Raw genomic sequence first — 22,367 nt, forward strand, 5'->3', positions numbered from 1 at the left:
CTTTCCCGAGCCTTGGTTTTAGCTCCCCATTCGAGGAAAACCGCCATGCATGCTGCACCTCCATACGCTAGCCAACCGTCAACTCTTTCTAGCAATATGTCAATACACCTTCAAAGAACCTGCCTTAAATTTAGCTTATGAAAAACAAATTTCAAAATGTATAAAGATAGCCTTCCCGTTTTTATATTGGGGAGTAAGGCCTCTTTTTCGGTTGAGACTAGGCTCATAAAACGCACAAAAACAGCATTTACAGGCAACCTTCACAAAGGGAGTCTGGAATAAAAAAGAGGGAACCTGCAAGCAAATCCCCTCTTCTATAGTGTTAATATTGCAGCTACAGCGTTAGCTCCAGCCCAACAGAAAATATACGTGGACGAGGGTACCTTCCCGCCTCATCTATCCCCGACGATACCTCGGGATCGACTCCCGAATAGCCGCTAATAAGGAAGGCATTCTGAACGGTTGCCGACAAGTGCGGCCTAAGCTTCCCTCCAAAGGTGTAGCCCAACGAGATGTACTCCATGCGGAAAAAAGAACCATTCTCGACGTAAAAATCGGATGAAAGCTCCGGCCATACAAAAGAGCTCCGCTCTACGAGCTTCGGAATGTTCGCTATCGGCCATGTATGTAATCGTTCGTAGTACGAATAGGACGCGGTACCATTATACACGTAGCCACCCCACGAGGCCCTTCCCAGTAGATCTAAGCTCCAGCTTTTATACCGAAGCTGAGAGTGCAACGACATCAGCGTAGATGGGATGGATTTTTTGTAGGCATAATAATCGTCCAACGAGTTACCGATTACCCCCAAATCTTCGTACCTCCCCGCTTTTGGCTTTCCATTTGCATCGTAAATCTGCTTCCTCATGAAAAAAGCTCCGATAGGCTCTCCCGTTTTCTGCACCTTAACTCCGTTTATTTGCGTTATGCAGGAATCTACATCGTTGGTTGCGTACGACATGGAAAGGCCCATACGCCAGCTAAAGTCCTCTATTTTTAGGAGCAAGGCCTGTACCGACAGCTCCAAGTTGGACGATTTAAGGGAACCCGAATTAATAAGAGCCAAATTATTGAAATATGCCCCAGAAGGGTATAGAACAGTGGTTACAACATCATTCACCTTGTTGCGCTGGTAGGCAACCAAGGCGGCAACCCTACCAGAGTAAAGCTCCACCTGCCCTCCAACACGGAAGTTGGTAACGCTGCTTGGCTTAATATCCGAAGAAATCAAACCAGAAAAGCCAAACTCTGTTCCATCGTGCGTTTTTCCGATAGATGCAAATAGGCTGAGCTGGCTAACGGCAGTAGAGCTTAGCAGAAAAGACTCCTTTTTTATGTTCCAGGAACCATTGATGGTATACGAATTGAGGTCGGCATCCTTTCCGAAAAAGGAGTACTTCCGATTATGGAAGTTTAGACCAACCTGATACCTATCCAAAAGGCTGTAGCTAAACCTTGCAAAAGTGCCCTTATCCTTGGTGTCTACAGTCAGATCATTGTCGCTTTTCAGGCTACCCATTCTATTTAACACATCGAAGTAAGTGCTGCTAAAGCTGGTTCTCGAAATACCTACAGCCGCCTGAACCGATGATTGGAGCCACTTAAAATCCTTGTCGTAAGCTGCAGATAAATCCCAATTGGTATAGTCCACATCCTTACTTTGGATGTACGATAAAGCCCCTCTCCACTTTGTCCAAGCCGCGTTGCTATCGTCGCTATTATGCTGATCTTGCAGGGTACTTACGTTAGCAAACCCAGCCGCAAAGCTTAGCTCCTTCAGGAAGGGAAGCCTATAGGTAGCCTTAATGCTTTCGTTAATGTGCCGAACCTTGTTAGACCTATCAACCTGATTTAGGAGCGCAACTGGATTATTTGCACCCGCAGTTTCGAGGTTGCCATAGTAGCCTCCGTACTTATTATCCTCATAAATGGGAAATGTTGGATTAAAAAAGATGGCATTTTTAATCGGATTCTCGGGATTTTGGCCGTAAATAGTCTGCATAGGGGTACTTTTCTCCTTTGCAAACCAAACACCCATATCAACCTTCAGATCATCATTAAAAAAGGATGGACTTAGGGCAATTGCTCCCGTAAAACGGCGGTAGTCGGTGGTTTTTACCACTCCTTGCTGATCGGTATAGCCAATCGAAGCTCGAATAGGGATACCGCTGCGGCTATCGGACAAAGCAACGCTATGCTGATGGCCAAAGGAGTTTTGATAGATGGCATCCTGCCAATTGGTATTAGCAGAGCCTAAGCGAGCTGCCGCTTCTGGCCAGAAGGTTCTTACCACCTCCCTAAACTCATTGGCAGAATATACGTCAACCTGCTTAGGGACGTAAGAAACCGAAGCAGAACCAGTATAGGCAACCCGTAGCGTGCTGGTAGGGCTCTTTGTCGTCACGATGATAGCACCATTAACCGCCCGATCTCCATATATGGAGGCCGCAGTTCCCCCATCAACAAACGAGATGGAGGCAATATCATCGAGGTTCAGAAATCCAATATCTCCGTAAATAGGGATATTATCGACCACGTAAAAGGTTACTGGCGAAAGATTGAAGGAGGTAAAGAGCCTGTTGTATACCTCAAACGGTTTGCCTGGTTCGCCTGCCGAATAAATGTTAAGCCCGGGGATCTGCCCCTGAATCAGCGAGGGCAGCTGTACGTTAAATCCCTTGGCAAATCGATGTGGAGAAACACCCGAAGCGCTATCCTTTTTAGGAATATAACCTAGGTAGGAAACATTTTTGCGACCATTCTTCGAATTTGTAGAATCTCTATCATTCAAAGAATATGCGCTAAAAACATAGAAAATCAAGGCTAAAGAAAGAATTGACTTCTTGTGAAGAAGATGTTTTAAGTGCATTAAAATAAGATTTATTAAATCATAATTAGCTGACAAGATACTCTTTTATTCACTTTGTAAAAACACGCAAAATATACTAAATCCAATACCTCACTTACGCTCTTCCATATCCGTGCCTACTACAGCCCCAAAGCGGCTACAAGCATCCTAAATAATCCCATTACATACGGGTAGCTACACGGAAAGATGGACATCAAATACGAAGCCAGCAATTTACAGAATGATAAAGCTAACGGCACACCAAGCTAGCTCGCAAGCGCCATCTTGCACCAGTAAAAGATGCAGATACCAATCGAATCGATATGCACAGTAAACTTCAATAAATATCTAGGATTATGAACTTTTATTCGCGCATCATTCCCCTGCTAGCTATAGGGGCATTAATGGCAACAAGCTGCTCTGAGGACAAAACCGATGCAGAATCGCCCTACACCCCACCGGTGGAGAAGGGCGTTTACTTGGCGGGCGACTTCCACCAGCATACCACCTACACCGATGGTAGCTGGTCTATCGCACACCTAATGAAAAAGAACAACGAGTACAACCTCGACTGGTGGGCCAACAGCGAGCACGGCGGTGCATCAACCTTCGATGGCGCCCTTTCGGGAACCGACCTAAACGGAACTGTAACTTGGGCTTCCAAGACGCCCTGCCCTTCAGTAGGAACAGACAATGGCGGAAACATGTGGAGATGGCAAACGATCAAGGATTTCAGCTTTGGCGAGCTGCTTAAGGCAAGGTCACTATACCCTACCAAAACCATTATTCAGGGGATGGAGTGGAACGTACCCGGACATGAGCACGCCAGTACCGCCATTGTAGGCAACCAGTTTACCTCTAAACCCGAGGCTAACGCCGTCGCGGAGTTCGAGTACAAGTTCGACAACAGCGATAAGGATACCGAAGGTGGAAAAGCGCAGGGCTGGACAAAGAGTACCAAAACAGGCCATGAAAAAACGCTGGAGGCCATTGCTTGGATGCAGGCCAACTACCCCAAGTGTAGCTGGGTAATTCCGGCACATCCCGAACGTAAGGGGCTATACACCGTTGCCGATTTTAGGGATATGAACAACGCCGGACCCGATGTTTGCTTCGGTTTCGAAAGCATGCCAGGACACCAGAAGTCGCCAGAGCGCGGCGAGTACAAGGCATCGAGCAAAACCTACGGTACCTGCACCTACGGTGGATGCGGCTACATGTCGGCCAAGGTGGGCGGATTGTGGGATGCGCTCCTTAGCGAAGGTCGCCACTTCTGGCTATTTGCCAACAGCGATTTTCACGATGTAACCAACGATTTCTACCCTGGCGAATACCAGAAAACTTTTATAAATGTAACAACCCCCACCAGCGCGCAGGCCATTGCCGATGGGCTACGCTCGGGCAACAGCTTTGTGGTTACAGGTTCGCTTATCGACAAGCTGAACTTCTTTGCCGGCAACGCCACCATGGGCGAAACCTTCAGCGTTACCGGTAGTACCGTTACCATATACATCAAATTCCACGATGCTGGTAGCAAAAAGGTCAACCATATCGACCTAATTGCTGGGAAAGTTTCGGGGCTTATGAATCCAACCAGCGCCGATTACAAGATCGATCAGGTGTCGACCACCAAGGTGGTTGCCCGTTTCGACGCCACAGGTGGTGTAAGCGACAGTAAAGGTTTGGTTAGCACCAAATGGAAGGATTTAGGCAACGGCTTCAAGGAGGTTATCTACACCGTAAAAGAGGTGTCGGGCAGCATGTACTTCCGCCTACGTGGAACCAACCTCGGTTTAGGCGTGGCTAACGAAACCGATGCCGACGGCAATCCACTTGCCGATAGCCTACAGGAACCCAACAATGCCGAAAAGGCGCTTGCCGATCTGTGGTTCTACACCAACCCCATTTTCATTAAGAAGTAGAGAGCAGCAGCTATAAGATTCCTACAGCATTCTCGCGTTGAGAACCGTTAGCATTAACCATGCTATCCTTTTGCAAAAAGCGGGGCCACAGATTTTGTCTGTGGCCTTTGCATGTATATTTAAGACTCCTGCGCATTTTCAGAATCGACAACAACATTGCAAGAAAGATGCTACTTTTAGGCAAACTATATAGCAACAGAAATGGGAAGTAAGAGGACAGAACTTATACCATTTCATTTTAAGTATACCATGGAGCACCTACTTCAGTTAACCTCTCAAAACATCGAAAACGAGCATATTTGCTGCGCCTTTTCGGACAAAAAATGCGGTGAAGGCTACCTGCTAAAAAAGCGGTGGCTACAGGAGGAATTTTGCAAGGACTATACGTTTGTTCGACTCGATGCCAGAGCAAAGGTATTTATAGAGTACGGCCCTGCTGAAATGGGATGGATGCCCGTTGTCGCACCGGGCTACCTGCTGTTGGGCTGCTTTTGGGTGTCTGGACAGCATAAAGGGAAAGGTTATGCCAAGAAGCTGCTACAGCACGCAATCGACGCTGCCAAGGCACAAGGTAAAAGCGGACTTGTAGCGGTTGTCGGAAAAAGAAAGCTTCCTTTTATGGGAGATGGCAAATGGCTTCTACGTCAAGGTTTCGAGGCGTGCGACACGCTAGATTCGGGTTTCGAGCTACTTACGCTAAAGATTGATAAAGATGCATCGTCTCCTCGCTTTGCACCATCCGCGATAAAGGGAACACCTACTACCAACAATGGTTTTGTTGCCTACTACTCCAACCGCTGCCCCTTTACCGAATACCACGTTAACACCTCGCTGGTTGAAGCAGTCCAAAAAAGGGCAATTCCGCTGACCATCGTTAAGCTAGAAACCATGGAGCAGGCACAGATGGCTCCCTCTCCTGCCACCATATTTAGCCTATACTACAACGGTAAGTTTATAGCTACCGATATCAGCATTTGCCTAGATAGCCGGATGGATAAAATGCTAAAAGGTTAACGTCGCCATAAAAACAAAGCGTAGGCCATTACGGCCTACGCTTTTTGTAGGGCAGCATTCCACCCTACATAGGTTAATTTAAACGGTATCGAAACTAAAAACGGCTATATACCCTTCTCTCTTTGCTGACGCATCAGGAGATTGATGGTATACATAAACCAAATAGGAAGCACAATCCCCTTACACCAGGTAGAGATGGTTATAGCCCACCATACCCCCGAGAGTTCGAGAGAAGTTGCAGTTAGCAGCAACGCCAACGGAATGCGCGCTCCTGTAAACAGAATACTTTGAATAGATGGAGGCAGCGTTTTGCCAATTCCAGTAAACGCTCCTGTTGAGGCTATTTCGAATACCATAAATAGCTGCGAGTAGCCCAAAATACGAAGGTATACCGCACCACTAGCAATAGCAGCAGGTTCTGGTACAAATATGCCAAATATCTTATCGCCAAACAGCACAAAAGCGGTACCAGTTATAAGTCCCCAAACAGTCATTATACCCATGGTATCGAAATAGGCACGACGTATGCGCCCCAGCTGTCTTGCCCCATAGTTTTGCCCTACAAAAGCGCTCAGCGCCGATGAAAACCCTTGGGCAGTATTCCACGATATAGCTTCAATCTGCGCCCCAACGCTTTGAGTGGTAACACCAATGTACCCCCATTCTGCAGCAATACGTGCTAGATTCATAGAAAAGAGGGCAAACAGCGAATTCTGTAAGCTGGCAGGAAAGCCACGCTTAAAAATCATCTTCACATAGTACCATTGCGGCTTAACAAGCACCCTAAAGTTTTTAAACAGCTTACGAGGGCCTGCTATTTCAATTAGAAAGATGGTGGTAACCAGCCCCTGCGCTAAGGTAGTAGCCAAAGCAGCACCAGCAACGCCCATCTTAGGAAATCCTATTCCAAAAATCAGAAAAGGATCGAGCACAATATTAAAAACCAACCCAACCACACTTACGTAAAATGGCACCTTACTTTGGCCAGATGCGTTGTAAATCCCCGAAAAAGTGGCGTTTAAAAAGATAAATGGAGCACTAAACGCGGTGATACGTAAAAAGGTAACCCCTTCTTGGGTAATAGACTCCGTCATCCCAAAAAAACCAATTAGCAAAGGTGCCGCCACGAAAAGAAAAATTCCGTATAGAATAGAAAGGCCCAAAGCCAACGTTAAGCTCGTAGAGGCAAACATTTTTGCCTTATCCATTTGGCCTGCACCGATCGACTGCGAAACACCTACCTCTACGCCAATACGCGTATTCAGCGAAATAGAAATAGCTAACCATACAAAAAAACCAGCCGCACCCGCCGCTGCAACTGCAGCACTACCTAAGCGTCCTAGCCAAGCGATATCTATCATCGTATAGGCCATCTGCACAAAAGAAGTTGCCATAATGGGCAACGCCAGCTTCACCAGCTGAGGGATTATTGCTCCCTTCGTAAAATCTTTTATCCGATTCAATTTGAGAAAATTTTGGCAAAGTTAGAACAAAAACGTTAACACACGAAGTGCAAAAACGTAGCATTATGTCAACAATCGCTAGGCTTTCGTAAAAACCATTAAAGACAAAAACCCCGTTGGCTGCTCTGCCAACGGGGTTTTACTATTGAAAGTAAGTTCGTCTACTTCACTTTAACCACCCGAAAATTTTCGGTATGCTTAATTAAAACCGCATCCTTATTAATGTACCCCCCCTTTTCGGCAGCTTTCACAAAATGGAATGGGGTTTGAATGTTAGGCTTACTTATGCTAGGAAGAGCGCCTATAAAGTCTGTCCCATAGCTTTTCATGACATCAATAAAGTAGTAGGCCACATCAAAACCTCTAAAGGCGTAGTTATTGGGTTCTGTTTTGTAAAAATTACGGAAGTTACGAACAAACGATTTGGCCCCCGATTCGGCATAGTCAACATGGTTTGCAAGGAAAATCTCCACGTTGCAATCGTGCATATAGGCCATGTCTATACTAGTAAACTTCTGCCATTTTGAGGTTCCTAACACCTCCACCTCGTATCCTTTTGCCGCAATGGAAAGGTTTTGAAGAAAGTCGAGAACAAAAACCTCATTATTAGATAATACTACAAATCGGTTCTTTTTTCCGCTTACCAACTTAGACTTTAGGGCCTCGCGCTGGTTTTGCGCATATCCTCCCTGACGGTACGAAAGTTCGGGAAGCTTATCCTTTAGTAATGTCTTGAATTCCTTAACCATTTTAGCATCAGAACCATCAGCCGGAACAACCAAAACCGTTCGTCCATCGTTACGCTTGGCATACTCTACCGTCTTTTTTACAATCACCTCGTTGTCGGTTGCCACCTGAATAAGGTAAGGGTTTTGCACCACATCCTCATCAATTATAGAAAGAGGCGAAACCATGGGAATGCTATACTTCTCGGCAAAAGGAGCGACTGCAAGCACCGCAGGGCGATAAACTGGGCCAATAATCAAATCGGCCGATTTGAGTGCCGGATTTTTTAGGGCTCTATTCAACGCCTCCTTATCTTGATCATTCTTAGTATCAACTACGGTCAAATTAACAGAAACACCCCTATTCTTTAGCGAGTCTAAGGCAAGCAAGGTACCTTGATAGTACTGCAGCATATCCTCCTGACGGCGTACGCTATTTTTTCCGAGGGTATCGCCTCCGTTTGCAATGCTCATAGGCAGCATTAGCACAACGTTAAAAGGCTTACTCGGATCGTGCTTAAAGGATTTAGGTTCCTTAATCGCAGAAGTTGGTTTATCGATCTTTTCATCCTGCTTTTCTACCACTTTTGAAGTAGCTGGGATAACAAGGGTCTGCCCAACCTTTGGACCATCCGCTTCTAATCCAGGATTGGCATCAGTTAGCTCCTTTACAGTTATATTGTACTTTCTAGAAATAGAATAAACGGATTCTTTAGGTTGCACCTCGTGAGCTGCTTTTCCCTTGCCTTTTACCTCTTTAGTTTCTGGCTTAATATTTTCCTGAAGCATGCTGGATGTTCTCTCATCCAACTTCACATTTTTCGAGTTGGGAATATACAACGACTGATTTTCCTTTACGCTCGTATTTTGGAGCATGTTCAGCTTCGAAAGAACGTCAACAGGAACATTGTACGCCCGAGAAATGGCATAAAGCGTCTCTCCCTTCTTGACAATATGGTAGGTATCCTTGTTGGGGTTTGGATTTTTTAGATCCTGTACAACAGGAATCTTAAGCGAATTTCCCGCCTTTACACCCTTATATAGCTCTGGATTGCTCTCGATAATGGCGGCTTGAGCTATTTGGTAGGCACGAGCAATACTATAAAGCGTCTCGCCGGGTTTAACCGTATGGATGTAGTAAAATTTACCCGAAATCTTAACCTTTTCCTTCGAAACCTTAACCGCCACAGAGTCGTTTTGGCTATAAACGGCACCGCTAACTAGGATTGCTGCAGCAAAAGGAATCACCAAGTATCTCTTCATTCGAATGTATTTATTTTTAACGTTTTGGATGCTCTACAAAATGGCTACAAAAGCCTGCAGACGACATCTCATCTAAGAAAATATAGATTACTACAAAACTATAAAAGTAAAGGGAGATAACGAAATATAACCGCCTCAAAGCTTAAATATATCGTAAAAGGCGCAACCGATACCTCCTTCCAGGATTTTCAATCGCGAAAAATCCGTATGTTTGCCTGCTTATAAGAAGTCCATAAAAATGTCGTCATCCGATACCAATAAAAAGAACGCCTTTGTTGTTGTGCTCACCCAGCATAGGGTGCTAGGCAACATTTTAGTCCCCGTATTAGTAACCACCATTGCCGATAAAATTTACTCCATATCAGAGAATTTACACGGCAAAAAACCTGAACTTTTCAACCTTAATGCAACAGAAGCGGAACTTCTAAAAATATGTAACGAGTATTTTGATCAACCCTTAGCAAAAAAGTTTGCCAAAGCCAAAAACACCAAAGAGTTTATAGAAAAGATGGATGCTGCCCTTTTGGAAACACACATCCGCCCTTACATAGAGAAGAGGCTGCTAAAGGTTGCAACCATTTTAGCTGGAAACCCTGAAATTCCGCTCTACTTTAAGGACAAAAAGTACAACAACATCTACGAAGACAACCGCATTGCTGTAGAACCAGCAGCAGCCCTTCCTATATTCAACTTTTCGCTATCGAACGATGGGCTAGAGTACCATATCAGCGCGCAGGTTGGCAACCGTACGCTTAGCCTAACCTCTAGGCATATCGAAATTGTGTCCAACAACCCTTCGTTACTGCAGATTAACAGCACGCTCTTTCGCTTCGAAACAATAGATAGTAAAAAGCTGACACCCTTTTTTACGAAACCTAGCATCGTTATTCCCACAACTACAGTACGCAAGTACATGGAAACATTTGTGCTTAATGCTGTCAAGAGCCAAGTCGTAAAAGCGGTAGGTTTTGACATTGTAGAGCCTAAAGTTCCAGCAGTCCCCGTACTAACACTCGAAAAAGGGTTAGATGGAAAAGCAACGCTATCGCTTAAGTTCAGCTACGAAAATCGCGATTTCTATTCTGGCTCAAAAACAGAACCGCTGGTAACCTTTCGTGCCGATCAAAAACGCTTTGTGTTTACCAAGTACGAACGCGATACCGCCACAGAACTTCGGGTGGAAGAAAGCCTTACCAACCATGGTCTAATCCACCAAACTGGCGCATCATATGCAATTGCAGGTAATGCCGAATTTGATGCCGAAAAATCAACTATAAAGACAGTTGAATGGCTCAATCAGAACTACAATAAACTTAGTAAGCAAGGAATTAAGGTTGGACAAAATACGGATGGTTCGCCATTTTACCTAGGAGAATGCAGCTCGATGCTTGCGGCTCAAAGCGACAGCGTTGGGTTTACTATCAAGGGAGGTATCCGATTCGGAAACGATTTTATTTCGCTATCCAAAATTCGAAAAAACGTTATTAAGGGACAAAAAATAGTGGAGCTAGACAGCGGAAAGCTGGCTGTAATACCACAAAAATGGTTCCAAGCACATCGTCAGCTGCTTGTATTTGGACGCGAGGCAGACGGCTTTTTACACCTCCAAAAGCAACACTTCTCGCTTGTAGAAGGTCTGGAAGGAATAGATCAAAGCGAAATAGAGGCATTAAAACGATACTCTGAAGATAACTTAGAAAAAACAGAAAAAAGTATTTCAGGCGTTAATGCCACCCTACGCGACTATCAGAAGTTGGGATTTGCGTGGCTTAAATACCTGCACTTAAACAATTTTGGAGGATGTCTTGCCGACGATATGGGTTTAGGGAAAACGCTACAAACCATATCTCTTATACAGCATTGCAAGGATAATTTCACCTACCAGCGAGCAGCATCTATAAAGCCTGCAGCATCTCTAGATCTGTTTAGCACAATAGAGATAGATGAACCAACAATCAACAGTCAGCCTGTAAGCCTTATTGTAGTACCAACTTCGCTAGTTCATAACTGGAGAAACGAACTACGCAAATTTGCTCCTTCCATAAAGATATATGAACATACAGGAACCAACAGAACTAAAAGCCCATCGGCATTTGCCCCTTACGATGTTATTATCACCACCTTTGGAACTGTTAGAAATGATATAGACCTGCTCCGCAAGTTTGAGTTTTACTACCTTATTGTTGACGAAAGCCAGACCATCAAAAATCCAGACTCCGCAACTTACAAGGCCTGCATGGAGATAAAATCTCAGCACCGCTTATCGCTATCTGGTACCCCTATTGAAAATGGGCTAACAGATTTATGGGCACAAATGAACTTCCTTAACAAAGGATTGCTTGGTAATCTTTCGCTTTTTAAAGAGCAGTACGTTGTTCCTATCGAAAAATATAACCACCACGGAAGACAAGAAAAGCTCAAAAATTTAATAGAACCTTTCATCCTAAGAAGAACAAAGGAAAAAGTAGCATCTGAACTACCAGAAGTAACCGAGTTGGAGATTTTCTGCGAAATGAGCGAAAACCAACGTTCGCTTTACGAACAGGAAAAGGAGCTTGCGCATCAAAAAATGCTAGAAGAGCTCCAAACTGGCGATCAAAAACGTGCTCGTTTTGTATTCCTTCAGCTGCTAACCAAACTTCGCCAAATAGCCAACCATCCTAACCTTGCGGGATATGAAGGCTATGGAGATTCTGGAAAATTTGAGGAAATCACCCGTAATATCGAAAACGTTATTGATGAGGGGCATAAAGTTTTAGTATTTTCCTCTTTTGTTCAGCACTTAAAGCTAGTTGCTCAGCATCTTGAAGATTCGAGAATCAGCTATAACATGCTCACCGGTAGCACTACTAATCGGCAGGAAATTGTAGAAAAATTCAAGAAGGATAGCGATATCAAGGTTTTCCTAATTTCTCTCAAAGCAGGAGGTGTTGGACTAAACCTTACCGAAGCCGACTACGTATTCATCATAGATCCTTGGTGGAACCCTGCAGCAGAAAACCAAGCAATTAGCCGTTCGCATCGCATTGGACAAGAAAATCGAGTATTCGCCTACCGCTTTATTACGACAGATTCCATCGAAGAGCGGATAATGGAGCTACAACGACAGAAATCTGAACTGGCAGATATATTTGTCAACAGCAACAATCCCCTTTCAAAGATATCAGAAGAACTACTACTTCAACTTTTTTAAAAAAGGAACCTTACTGGTTCCTTTTTACTTCTTCTGCTGCTTTAGAAATTCATCTAAAGTCAATACCTTACCATAGTAGGTTAGCGACGCTAACGTAGAATGGTGTACCATTTTGGCCGGAATAGCAACTCCTCCAAACATCAAATCTCTTGTGGCGCATGCATCTGCAACCAACGTACACTTGTAGCCAAGATCTGTTGCTGCTCTAAATGCAGCTTCAACGCACATGTGCGTCATCATTCCACACACCACCAACTCTGTAATCCCATTCTTTCTCAAATACTGATCTAGATCGGTCCCACTAAAGCTGTTTACCTTCATTTTTTTAATCACCATCTCTCCTTCTTTAGGAATAACTGAAGAGTGAATGTCTTCCCCGACCTTAGCTTCGTGCTTTACATGCACAACCAACTCTCCATTTTCCCTAAAGTGTTTCAAAAGAATTGCAGCTGTCTGTGCAGCAGAATCTGGATTAACCAGAGCATTTGGGCCAGAAAAGTAAAAGTTTTGAACATCGATAACCAGCAATGCACGCTTCTGCGCATTTGAGGTAAAAGCGATTAGCGAGATGAATAAAAAAAGAAAAAACGTCCTCATTTTGCAGCTATATTTAATTGAGCGCATTTGCCAGTCATGACATTATCAAATTATCAAGCCATAATACTTCAAATACAACTCTTGCACTTAACACTAAACAGCCTAAATTAAATATTAAATTTTAATACGAAATAAAAATTCTTTAGTTTTGTGCCCGACAAAAGATATTGCGAGACACATTTTCACTATAACTCCTAGCCTTTTGAAAAATTAGCCATAAAAAAAGCCGCAGCAACGCTGCGGCTTTTCTGCTTTATCATAAAATTAGATCAACCTTTTTAAGAAATTATCGACGTTATTCTCAATACGAGACTCTAAACCGTCATCGTCAGAAGCCTTGACAAAAGCCTCACCAACAATACTCTCGTAAAGTTCAATGTACCGATCAGAAACAGACTGAACAAACTCATCGCTCATCTCTGGTATAGCCTGCCCTTCTTTACCCATAAAGCCATTTTCCATAAGCCATTCACGAACAAACTCCTTCGATAGCTGTCGTTGTGGATGCTTTTTATCGAAAAGTTCTTGGTAGGAATCGGCATAAAAGTAACGAGAAGAATCGGGTGTGTGAATTTCGTCAATCAGGTAAATCTGATTGTCCTTTTTCCCAAACTCATATTTGGTATCAACCAAAATAAGTCCACGCTGCGCAGCCATCTCGCTTCCTCTTTTAAAAAGGGCTATCGCATACTTTTCTAACTGCTCATACTCCTCCTTAGAAACCAATCCCTTGGCAATGATTTCTTCCTTAGAGATATTCTCATCGTGAGCACCTTGCTCTGCCTTCGTTGTTGGTGTCACAAGCGGCTCTGGGAAACGCTGATTTTCTGCCATTCCTTCTGGAATTTCAATTCCACAAAGAACTCGATTTCCAGCCTTATAATCGCGCCAAGCACTACCGCAAAGATATCCCCGAACGATCATCTCAACCGGATAGGTTTCGCATTTAACCCCTACGGTTACCATAGGATCGGGCGTAGCGATTTTCCAGTTTGGAACGATATCCGCCGTTGCATCCAAAAATTTTGCCGCAATTTGGTTCAACACCTGCCCTTTGAAAGGAATTCCTTTAGGAAGAACCACATCGAATGCCGAAATACGGTCAGAAACCACCATTACCATGAACTCTTCGTTGATGGTATAAACATCTCTAACCTTTCCCTTGTACACGTTAGACTGTGCAGGAAAAGAAAAATCGGTAGATACAAGCGCTTTAGCCATATTAACTTATTGTTGTTTGTGTTACTACTCAAAGTCGTTTCTGGTCAGCTCTACAAAGCTGGTTGCGGTTTCCCACAGTCGAATCCCCTCAAGCCAGCAGCTGGTTGTTTTAATATTGTCCGCAATTTGTTCAAAAACCCAAATAGCAATATTTTCGCTAGTTGGGTTAAAATCGAATATTTCATTCAGATACTTGTGGTCGAGTTGGTTGATAACCTTTTCGGTAACCACTTTTTTAAGCAACGAAAAGTCAAAAACCATTCCATTGCCTGATAGTGCGCCTTGCAAAGTAACCTCAAGCTTGTAGGTATGTCCATGCAGATGGCGGCATTTTCCTTCGTAATCATCCAACTTGTGGGCACTGTCGAAGGTAAATATTTTGGTAACTTTTATTGTTTTAGCCTTCATATCATTCCTCTTCGCGACGTTTTCTTCGCTGCTCCTCTTCCTTCTCCACCTCGGCATCAAATGCATTTACAATGTATTTTACCAGCGGATGCCTAACAATATCGCGAACGTCAAACTCTGCGATTCCAATTCCTTTCACATTGCTCAAAATTCGCATGCCGCGCCCCAATCCCGAATCAGACTTTCGAGGTAAGTCAACCTGGGTAATATCTCCCGTAACGATAAACTTTGCATTACGTCCCATGCGGGTAAGAAACATTTTTAGCTGGCTAAAAGTTGTATTCTGCGCTTCATCCAAAATTACGAATGCATTATCTAAGGTACGACCTCGCATGTAAGCCAAAGGTGCTATTTGTACCGTACCCTCCTCCATATAAGTAACGAGCTTACGCTGAGGAATCATATCGTTGAGCGCATCATATAAGGGTTGAAGATAAGGATCCAGCTTTTCCTTCATATCGCCAGGTAGGTAGCCCAGCTTTTCCCCAGCTTCTACTGCAGGACGGGTTAGAATTATGCGCTTTACCTCCTTATTCTTTAAAGCGCGAACGGCCAATGCAATAGCCGTATATGTTTTACCAGAACCTGCAGGTCCCACCGCAAAAAGAAGGTCGTTCTTATCATAAAGTTCGATTAACCGCTTTTGGTTGATTGTGCGAGCTTTAATCATTCGCCCATTGTTGCCATAAACCAAGACCTCTCCATCAATTGTTTCGGCAATATCGAGTTCCTGATTTTCAAAAATTTGCTCGATAAGCAGCTCGTTTATACGCGAATATTTCGAATAGACATCAATCAAGGTCATCATCCGATCCTCAAATTGCTCTATTTCATCCTCTTCTCCGTATACTTTAATGCTGTTTCCTCGCGCAACGATCTTAAGCTTTGGAAAGTAGCTGGCAATTTTATTGTAGAAAACATTTGCTGGACCGTATAGTTCTACGGCATCAACACCCTCTATAAGAATTAGTTTTTCTATAGTCATGTACTAAGTAGTACCAGTTTTATAATGGCTCAAAGTTAACAATTCCGAAATGTTTTAAAGGGGATTGTATCTTTATTTCTTTTAATTCTTGCTCTATTGATAGTTTTTAAAAGAGATCCGATTAATGGCTATTGAATTTCCCTCCATTGTTACTTTATATTTACGATTCTAAAAGAAACGCCATGGATACTCGGCTTCTCAACAAGTTGAAAATTAAAGAAAACATGCAGGGGCTAATTTTAAATGTACCTCCTGATAAGCAGGAACTAGAAAAATGCCTTCGAGAGAAGGGCTACCTTTCCAATGCCACCACCGAATTTGACTTTGTAATCTGTTTTGTCCAAACAGAAGAACAGGTCGTTAACTGCATTCCTTTTGTCTACGATATCAAATTCGACGGCCTACTTTGGATGGTATATCCTAAAAAAAGTTCCAAATTAAGCTCCGAAATTACAAGAGATGAAGGTTGGAAATCTCTACACGATATCGGATATCAAGGAGTTGCAATGATAGCTATCGACGATGTTTGGTCTGCTTTTAGATTTCGAAGCAAAAGCCTTATAAAATCCTCGAAAAAATAAGGCTAGCGGGATGCTACAAAATCAGCCACCATTCTTCGGATTGAGTCTAAGCCTATTTTCGTTAGATCAAAAGTTTTGGGATTTACCCAATGAAAATCAGCAACATCATCGTTTGCTTTCAGCTGCGCATCTGGAGCTATTTTACAAATAAAGCAAGCATCGTTGGTAAACACTGTCATGCCACTATATTCGTACCGATTAGCGTACGATTTCACGTACTTTATCTCGAGCAAATCAACGCCTAACTCTTCACGAACCTCTCTAACAACAGCCTCTTCCGACGATTCGTCTTCGCTTACAAAACCTCCGGGTAAATCAAAAGTTCCTTTTTTAGGCTCTATTCCTCGTTTGGTAAGCAACAGGTTCCCTTGGTCATCTATTATAATAGCAGCAACTGCTGATGCTGCATTATAATAATAGCGAAAACCGCAAGAATGGCAGGTAAAAGAATTATCTTTTTGAGGGACAAACAATTTAGAACCACATTTTGGGCAGTATTTTAATATTTGATGCGGATGAGTTTCGAACATATTCATTATTTTCGGCAAATGTAGCATTTTATAAAGCACCATAAAAGCAAAACAGGTCTCAGATCTCTCGACCTGAAACCTGTTTTCATTAACCCTATTCAAAACTATATGAAGTAATCATATCTAACGAAGCACTCTATTGCTTGGTATTCTGCCATACCTAGCTTATCATAAAGAACTGCAGTTGCATGATTCCTATCTTCAGAACGTTGCCAGAATTCTCGAGGATCCTTTCCTGGGAATGGAACCATATCTTTCTGAGATTGGTGACGATATATCGCTAAACGCTTAATTTTCACCTCTTCTGGACTCAATGGAACAGCCATATCAACCATATCCAGCTCCCACTCCATCCAAGCACCACGATACAACCAAATGCGGCAATCCTTAAACCAATCCTCATTCTTTAGCTGCTTGCAGGCCTCTATAATTGTTTCTATACAAACCTTGTGAGTTCCATGCGGATCAGCCAAATCTCCTGCTGCATAAATTTGATGGGGCTGAATCTCTTGAAGTAAAGCTTTAACAATTTCAACATCAGCCTGAGTCATCGGAGACTTTTTCACTTTACCTGTTTCGTAGAAGGGAAGATCAAGAAAATGGACATGATCCTCATTTAGACCTAAGTAGCGGCAAGCAGCTCTAGCCTCTCCTCTACGAATCGCACCCTTTAGCCTTTTAAAACCATCAGGATCAATATCTCCTGGTTTCTTCGAGTTTACTAAATCGACTGCATCCCCATACAACTTTTCTGCATCAAAGTTTTCGATATGGTAAATACTTTTGATATCACGAAGGAAGTCGAGGAAACGAAGAGCATAATCGTCGAATACAGCAATATTACCAGACACCTGATATGCCACATGTACGTCGTGACCTTGGTCTACCAGCCTTGCAAATGTTCCTCCCATAGAGATTACATCATCATCTGGGTGTGGAGAGAATATCAACGCCTTCTTAGGGAAAGGCATTGCACGCTCAGGACGTGTCGTATCGTCTGAGTTAGGCTTTCCGCCAGGCCATCCAGAGATGGTATGCTGCAGATCGTTGAATACTTTTATATTTACTGTACTCGCATAACCGTATTCTTCAAGCAACTCGCTCAAACCATGCTCACGATAGTCGCTATCCGTCAACTTTAGAATTGGTTTATCGAGCGTTTGGCACAACCAAACTACCGCTTTACGAATAAGGCGGGGATGCCAGTTGCAAGAACCAACCAACCATGGGTGTTTTACACGAGTAAGCTCCATAGCGGCACCAAAATCGCAAATTATGTTGGTATTTGGATGCAGCTGAAGGAATGTAGTTGGTATAGACTCCGTAACAGGCCCTTCAACGGCCTTCCTAATAATCTCAGCCTTCGCTTCTCCCCATGCAAAAAGGGCAATACGTTTAGCCTTCATAATCGAAGCCACCCCCATTGTGATTGCCTTACGAGGAACATTCTCCTCACCTCCAAAATCAGAGGCGGCATCAAAGCGAGTTAGCGGATCAAGGGATACGATACGAGTAGGCGAATTAATTAAAGAGCCTGGCTCGTTAAAGCCAATATGTCCGGTTCTTCCTATTCCTAATATCTGAAAGTCAATACCTCCTAAATTTTCGATCTTAGCATCGTAAGATTTACAGTATTCTGTCACCTTATCAACCGGCAGGGTTCCATCTGGAATGTTTATGTTCTCGGCAGGTATATCAACATGATCAAAAAGATGCTCATGCATAAACTTTACGTAGCTCTGCTTCTCGGTTGGCTCCATAGGATAGTACTCGTCGAGGTTGAACGTCACCACGTTTTTAAAGGACAAACCTTCCTCCTTATGAAGTCTAACCAACTCTCTATATAACGGAATTGGAGATGATCCAGTAGCCAAACCCAACACACAAACTTCACCCGACTTGGCCTTCTTGCCTATCAACTCAGCAATCTGTTGAGCGATTTTTTTCACAGCTTCTGCAGCCGTAGGATAAATGGTTGTTGGTATTCGCTCGTACCTTTCTCTAATCGACTCAGGTTCTGCACCCTCCCTAAATGGGGATGCATATTCAAATGGGTTGTAGTACTTCTGAATAACCTCAGCTGTCTTGTTCATACGTTTTTACTTTAAGCCATCTTAAAACCACAATGCAATTTTTTGCACAATTGGCTCTATGATTTTTGATCGCACATTCTATTTTGATGCAATATACCATAACATTTGGCTCCAGTACATTAAATTTTCGTGAAAAGCAGCAAAAGAATGCGTTGATTCTAACCCGTATTAGATTTAGTCGGCCAAAATTCGACGGCTTTAAAATCTATTTTTTTAGTTTTCAAACACTTCAGCAAACGATCCAAAAATGCAATTACTTGCACCACCCCTTTTATCCCCTGATTCTGTTGCCATAACACCCGTTTATGGGCTGCTTCAAAAACAAGATATCCAGTTTTTTGTGCAAACCAAAGCCCTACATACCTACCGGAAGGAATTAAGCATAAACCAACAACGCCAAAAACACCTAACTATCAACCAAAATGATTACCTTTGAGGAAAATTACAAGAACGATGATTAGAATTGGACAATTTAACCGATTGAGGGTGTCCAAGTTGCTCGGATTTGGAGCATACATGACGGACGGCACAGAAGAGATTCTTATGCCTACAAAGTTTTTACCCGAAGAGATAAAAGAAGGCGACAACATTCGAGTATTTGTATACCACGATAATGAAGGTAGACCAATAGCTACCACACAACTTCCCTATGCCTGCGTAGATCAGATTGCAACCTTAAAGGTGGTTGCCAACGGTGCCGCAGGAGGTTTCCTAGATTGGGGCTTGGACAAAGACTTGCTGGTGCCAAACTCTGAACAACGATTTAGACTTTCTATCGGACAAAAAGCGGTAGTTTGGATCTACATAGATGATAAAAGCGGTAGAATAGTTGCTTCGACTAAGCTTAACAAGTTTATTAAGGACCAAATTACGGGTCAAGAGTGCGACTACAAGCAAGGAGACGATATTGAGATCGTTATTGCTGAAACAACCACCCTTGGATATAAGGTTGTTGTTGATGGAACCTACTGGGGACTTCTTTACAAGAATGAAGTGTTTAAACCTATCGAAATTGGCGATAGAATGGACGCCTACATTAAGGAAATTCGTCCAGATGGCAAGATTGATGTAACCCTTCGCTCTTCAGAAAAGAATGAAGTTGAAGATCTTGGACAAACAATTATCAATCGCCTGAATGAAAATAACGGAGCGCTTCCATTTGGCGATAAATCGGATGCCGCAATTATTTATAGGGAGTTTGGCGTAAGCAAAAAGGTGTTCAAACGCTCGTTAGGAATGCTGCTTAAAGAAGGAAAAGTTCAGTTAGGAGACAATAGTATTACGCTAGTAAAGAAATAAAGGAGGGCTGAAATCAGCCCTCCTTTATTTTAATGCCTTTCCGGTTCGTGCTGTGGTAAATAGCAGCTCCATCTTTTTCATTATTTCTGGATTTGTTGCAGATACGTCACTTTTCTCGTACGGATCTACGCTTAAATCGTAAAGTTCGGTTTTCGTTTTTTCGGGATTGGCGACATTTAGCCTTACAGCCTTCCATTTTCCCATTCGAATGGCCTGCCTTTTTCCCATTTCATGAAACTCCCAGTAAAGATATTCGTGCTCTTGTACCTTTTTACCCATCAAAGTTGGATAAAAGGAGACTCCATCGATATTTTGGGGTGCCTTAACGGATGCTATATCGCAGATGGTGGGCATAATATCCCAAAAAGCGCCGACATGGTGGCTCACCTGCCCCGGTTTTACCTTTTTGGGCCACGAAACTATGAGCGGAGTTCGTATTCCTCCCTCGTAAAGGTCTCGTTTTATGCCCCTGTAGCCTCCATTGCTATTAAAAAAGTAGGGATCGTTACCACCTTCGGCATGAGGTCCGTTGTCGGAGGCGAACATTATAACCGTATTGCTGTCTATATTAAGCGACTTTAGCAGCGATTGAAGCTCACCGACCTGGCCGTCAAGCCAAGTTACCATTGCCGCATAGGCCGCATGCGGGTAGTCCTGCCGCCCATAATGGTTGCCAGGGAACGGTTTTTCGGGATACTTGCCGACAAAATCCTTAATATGCCTTTCTGGAAGCACCATTTCGGCATGAGGAACCGTAACACTCAGGTAAAGGAAGAATGGATTCCTTGAATTTGACCGAATAAAGGTCTTTGCATGGCTCATTATCTCCTCCTGCGACCATGTTTCATGGGCCGCATTCCGGTTTTCAGGATACTCAACGCGCCTATCGTTCTCCCATAAATGCTCGGGGAAGGCAAAATGAGCTTCCCTTTGGCAGTTATATCCGAAGAAGTAGTCGAATCCCATCTTGTTGGGCGTAGATACGGAGCCCGGATAGCCCAATCCCCACTTCCCTGTAATGCCCGTTCTGTAACCAGCTTGCTGCAAAAGTTTGGCAATGGTAACCGTAGTGGCAGGCATTGGCTGCTGTCCTTCTGGATCGACCTCCTCGTTACCACGAACTGCCGCATGTCCCGTGTGCATTCCAGTTAGTAGGGCGCAACGCGAAGGCGCGCTAACGCTGCTTCCCGTATAGTGGTTAGTAAACCGGACGCCATTAGAGGCCAACCGATCTAAATTTGGCGTAGTGTAGCGCTGCTGTCCGTAGCACGAAAGATCGCCGTAGCCCAAATCGTCGGCTAAAATGAATATTATATTGGGACGAGCACCTTTACCACTTGCCTTTTTATCCACCTTAGCTGCCATTGCGGGCATAGCACCCAGCAAAATCCCCGCAGCTATCAACTCTTTATTCCCCATTTAGCTCCTTCTTTGGTAATCTCTTCAACAATTATCAAAACTAAAGCTACTTTACGTACGAGCTAACCAGCTTGCTCCAAAGTATATAGCCATCACCAAGCAGATGTAGCCCATCGTTGGTATATTGGGGGTTAAGCAGCTCCGAATCGGGCATCTTGAACGATGAATATAGGTCGATAAAGGTGCAATTCTTAGCCTCGCAAACCGATTTAACTAAGCCATTAAGGATAATAACCTCCTTACCCTTACTAACATGGCCAGAAAACATGCTAAACGAGGGGTTCACAGGTAGCACACTCTGCACGTATATTTTGGTTTTTGGAGAATTTTGCTGCACGTTGTCGATGATTCGAACGATATTTTTCGAAATAGAATCGGGAGAGATGCCCGTAGCCAAATCGTTTATGCCGATCATCAAGAAAAGCTTTTTAGGTTTGTGTTGGGTTACCGAATTGATGCGGGCCAGCACCCCCTCCGAAATATCGCCACTGATACCAAAATTGAGAATGCTAGGATTGCCGAATAGCGTGCACCACTCGCCTCCATCGGTAATTGAGTCGCCAATAAAGATTATTCCGCCGCTTTTGTCAGTCATCTTTTCGAATAAAGTTGCACGTTGATAGTAGTAAGCAGAAAATTTGCGTGCTTGAGCATTGGCCATGGTTGCCAATACAAGCAAAAGTAGAAGTACGGTTAACCGATTTCTCATGGTTACGGGTATTAAATTAGGTGTTTTAGAATGGAGCAAGTTAGCATACTCTAAAAACATATAGCCATACCGTTCAAAATAAATTAATATTTTACAA

16 protein-coding genes are annotated in these 22,367 nt (G+C 43.5%); 5 read left to right on the forward strand and 11 right to left on the reverse strand.

The window, feature by feature from the left end; all coding sequences use genetic code 11:
* Positions 1-334: 334 nt before the first annotated feature.
* Positions 335-2,869 carry a TonB-dependent receptor plug domain-containing protein gene (locus L990_RS03450; protein WP_047445588.1) on the reverse strand — a complete coding sequence of 845 codons (2,535 nt, stop codon included), beginning with the start codon at positions 2,867-2,869 and terminating at the stop codon, positions 335-337.
* 335 nt (positions 2,870-3,204) lie between these two features.
* On the opposite strand from L990_RS03450, the gene L990_RS03455 reads away from it, so the two are divergent.
* Both L990_RS03455 and L990_RS03460 read left to right on the forward strand, forming a co-directional pair.
* Positions 3,205-4,770 (forward strand): hypothetical protein, encoded by a 1,566-nt coding sequence (locus L990_RS03455; protein ID WP_156121321.1) that lies wholly within the window; start codon positions 3,205-3,207, stop codon positions 4,768-4,770.
* 201 nt (positions 4,771-4,971) lie between these two features.
* On the forward strand, positions 4,972-5,784 hold the full coding sequence (locus L990_RS03460; RefSeq protein WP_410488758.1) for a GNAT family N-acetyltransferase: 813 nt from the start codon (positions 4,972-4,974) through the stop codon (positions 5,782-5,784).
* A 104-nt stretch (positions 5,785-5,888) separates the two neighbouring features.
* On the opposite strand, the gene L990_RS03465 is transcribed toward L990_RS03460, so the two are convergent.
* Both L990_RS03465 and L990_RS03470 read right to left on the reverse strand, forming a co-directional pair.
* Positions 5,889-7,247, reverse strand: coding sequence for an MATE family efflux transporter (locus L990_RS03465; RefSeq protein ID WP_047445590.1), 1,359 nt, complete (start codon positions 7,245-7,247; stop codon positions 5,889-5,891).
* Between the two features lie 161 nt (positions 7,248-7,408).
* Positions 7,409-9,235 carry a LysM peptidoglycan-binding domain-containing protein gene (locus tag L990_RS03470; RefSeq protein WP_047445592.1) on the reverse strand — a complete coding sequence of 609 codons (1,827 nt, stop codon included), beginning with the start codon at positions 9,233-9,235 and terminating at the stop codon, positions 7,409-7,411.
* Between the two features lie 211 nt (positions 9,236-9,446).
* On the opposite strand from L990_RS03470, the gene L990_RS03475 reads away from it, so the two are divergent.
* Positions 9,447-12,428 (forward strand): DEAD/DEAH box helicase, encoded by a 2,982-nt coding sequence (locus tag L990_RS03475; protein WP_197057226.1) that lies wholly within the window; start codon positions 9,447-9,449, stop codon positions 12,426-12,428.
* Positions 12,429-12,452: 24 nt separating this feature from the next.
* Here L990_RS03475 and L990_RS03480 read toward each other — a convergent pair whose 3' ends face one another.
* The 4 genes from L990_RS03480 to L990_RS03495 form a co-directional block, all read right to left on the reverse strand.
* Positions 12,453-13,025, reverse strand: a complete 573-nt coding sequence (locus tag L990_RS03480; RefSeq protein ID WP_052180691.1) for a cysteine hydrolase family protein — start codon at positions 13,023-13,025, stop codon at positions 12,453-12,455.
* 264 nt (positions 13,026-13,289) lie between these two features.
* Entirely contained in the window at positions 13,290-14,246 is a 957-nt protein-coding gene (locus L990_RS03485; protein ID WP_047445596.1) for a phosphoribosylaminoimidazolesuccinocarboxamide synthase, read from the reverse strand.
* Positions 14,247-14,270: 24 nt separating this feature from the next.
* Positions 14,271-14,654 carry a 6-carboxytetrahydropterin synthase QueD gene (gene queD / locus L990_RS03490; protein ID WP_197057227.1) on the reverse strand — a complete coding sequence of 128 codons (384 nt, stop codon included), beginning with the start codon at positions 14,652-14,654 and terminating at the stop codon, positions 14,271-14,273.
* 1 nt (position 14,655) lies between these two features.
* Positions 14,656-15,639: a PhoH family protein gene (locus tag L990_RS03495; protein ID WP_047445598.1), complete on the reverse strand. Its 984-nt coding sequence runs from the start codon at positions 15,637-15,639 to the stop codon at positions 14,656-14,658.
* A gap of 182 nt (positions 15,640-15,821) precedes the next feature.
* On the opposite strand from L990_RS03495, the gene L990_RS03500 reads away from it, so the two are divergent.
* On the forward strand, positions 15,822-16,220 hold the full coding sequence (locus tag L990_RS03500; RefSeq protein WP_047445600.1) for a hypothetical protein: 399 nt from the start codon (positions 15,822-15,824) through the stop codon (positions 16,218-16,220).
* Positions 16,221-16,222: 2 nt separating this feature from the next.
* Here L990_RS03500 and L990_RS03505 read toward each other — a convergent pair whose 3' ends face one another.
* Positions 16,223-16,756 carry an NUDIX hydrolase gene (locus tag L990_RS03505; RefSeq protein WP_197057228.1) on the reverse strand — a complete coding sequence of 178 codons (534 nt, stop codon included), beginning with the start codon at positions 16,754-16,756 and terminating at the stop codon, positions 16,223-16,225.
* A gap of 98 nt (positions 16,757-16,854) precedes the next feature.
* The gene (gene nagB / locus L990_RS03510) at positions 16,855-18,843 is read right to left on the reverse strand and encodes a glucosamine-6-phosphate deaminase (RefSeq protein ID WP_081981589.1); all 1,989 of its coding nucleotides are present in this window, start codon (positions 18,841-18,843) and stop codon (positions 16,855-16,857) included.
* Between the two features lie 453 nt (positions 18,844-19,296).
* On the opposite strand from nagB, the gene L990_RS03520 reads away from it, so the two are divergent.
* Complete coding sequence (locus L990_RS03520; protein ID WP_047445603.1) at positions 19,297-20,142, forward strand: S1 RNA-binding domain-containing protein; 846 nt, start codon at positions 19,297-19,299, stop codon at positions 20,140-20,142.
* A 24-nt stretch (positions 20,143-20,166) separates the two neighbouring features.
* On the opposite strand, the gene L990_RS03525 is transcribed toward L990_RS03520, so the two are convergent.
* Positions 20,167-21,561: an arylsulfatase gene (locus tag L990_RS03525; protein ID WP_047445604.1), complete on the reverse strand. Its 1,395-nt coding sequence runs from the start codon at positions 21,559-21,561 to the stop codon at positions 20,167-20,169.
* Positions 21,562-21,607: 46 nt separating this feature from the next.
* Positions 21,608-22,270 carry a GDSL-type esterase/lipase family protein gene (locus tag L990_RS03530; protein ID WP_047445664.1) on the reverse strand — a complete coding sequence of 221 codons (663 nt, stop codon included), beginning with the start codon at positions 22,268-22,270 and terminating at the stop codon, positions 21,608-21,610.
* Positions 22,271-22,367: the final 97 nt, after the last annotated feature.

Source organism: Alistipes sp. ZOR0009, from assembly GCF_000798815.1.
In the GTDB taxonomy this organism is placed as follows: Bacteria; Bacteroidota; Bacteroidia; order Bacteroidales; family ZOR0009; genus Acetobacteroides.

What these genes read in the sequence shown, in the direction of transcription:
- L990_RS03450 (WP_047445588.1), bottom strand. Translation starts at nt 2,869, where the DNA reads ATGCACTTAAAACATCTTCTTCACAAGAAGTCAATTCTTTCTTTAGCC.
- L990_RS03455 (WP_156121321.1), top strand. Translation starts at nt 3,205, where the DNA reads ATGAACTTTTATTCGCGCATCATTCCCCTGCTAGCTATAGGGGCATTA.
- L990_RS03460 (WP_410488758.1), top strand. Translation starts at nt 4,972, where the DNA reads ATGGGAAGTAAGAGGACAGAACTTATACCATTTCATTTTAAGTATACC.
- L990_RS03470 (WP_047445592.1), bottom strand. Translation starts at nt 9,235, where the DNA reads ATGAAGAGATACTTGGTGATTCCTTTTGCTGCAGCAATCCTAGTTAGC.
- L990_RS03480 (WP_052180691.1), bottom strand. Translation starts at nt 13,025, where the DNA reads ATGAGGACGTTTTTTCTTTTTTTATTCATCTCGCTAATCGCTTTTACC.
- L990_RS03485 (WP_047445596.1), bottom strand. Translation starts at nt 14,246, where the DNA reads ATGGCTAAAGCGCTTGTATCTACCGATTTTTCTTTTCCTGCACAGTCT.
- queD (WP_197057227.1), bottom strand. Translation starts at nt 14,654, where the DNA reads ATGAAGGCTAAAACAATAAAAGTTACCAAAATATTTACCTTCGACAGT.
- L990_RS03495 (WP_047445598.1), bottom strand. Translation starts at nt 15,639, where the DNA reads ATGACTATAGAAAAACTAATTCTTATAGAGGGTGTTGATGCCGTAGAA.
- L990_RS03500 (WP_047445600.1), top strand. Translation starts at nt 15,822, where the DNA reads ATGGATACTCGGCTTCTCAACAAGTTGAAAATTAAAGAAAACATGCAG.
- L990_RS03505 (WP_197057228.1), bottom strand. Translation starts at nt 16,756, where the DNA reads ATGAATATGTTCGAAACTCATCCGCATCAAATATTAAAATACTGCCCA.
- nagB (WP_081981589.1), bottom strand. Translation starts at nt 18,843, where the DNA reads ATGAACAAGACAGCTGAGGTTATTCAGAAGTACTACAACCCATTTGAA.
- L990_RS03520 (WP_047445603.1), top strand. Translation starts at nt 19,297, where the DNA reads ATGATTAGAATTGGACAATTTAACCGATTGAGGGTGTCCAAGTTGCTC.
- L990_RS03525 (WP_047445604.1), bottom strand. Translation starts at nt 21,561, where the DNA reads ATGGGGAATAAAGAGTTGATAGCTGCGGGGATTTTGCTGGGTGCTATG.
- L990_RS03530 (WP_047445664.1), bottom strand. Translation starts at nt 22,270, where the DNA reads ATGAGAAATCGGTTAACCGTACTTCTACTTTTGCTTGTATTGGCAACC.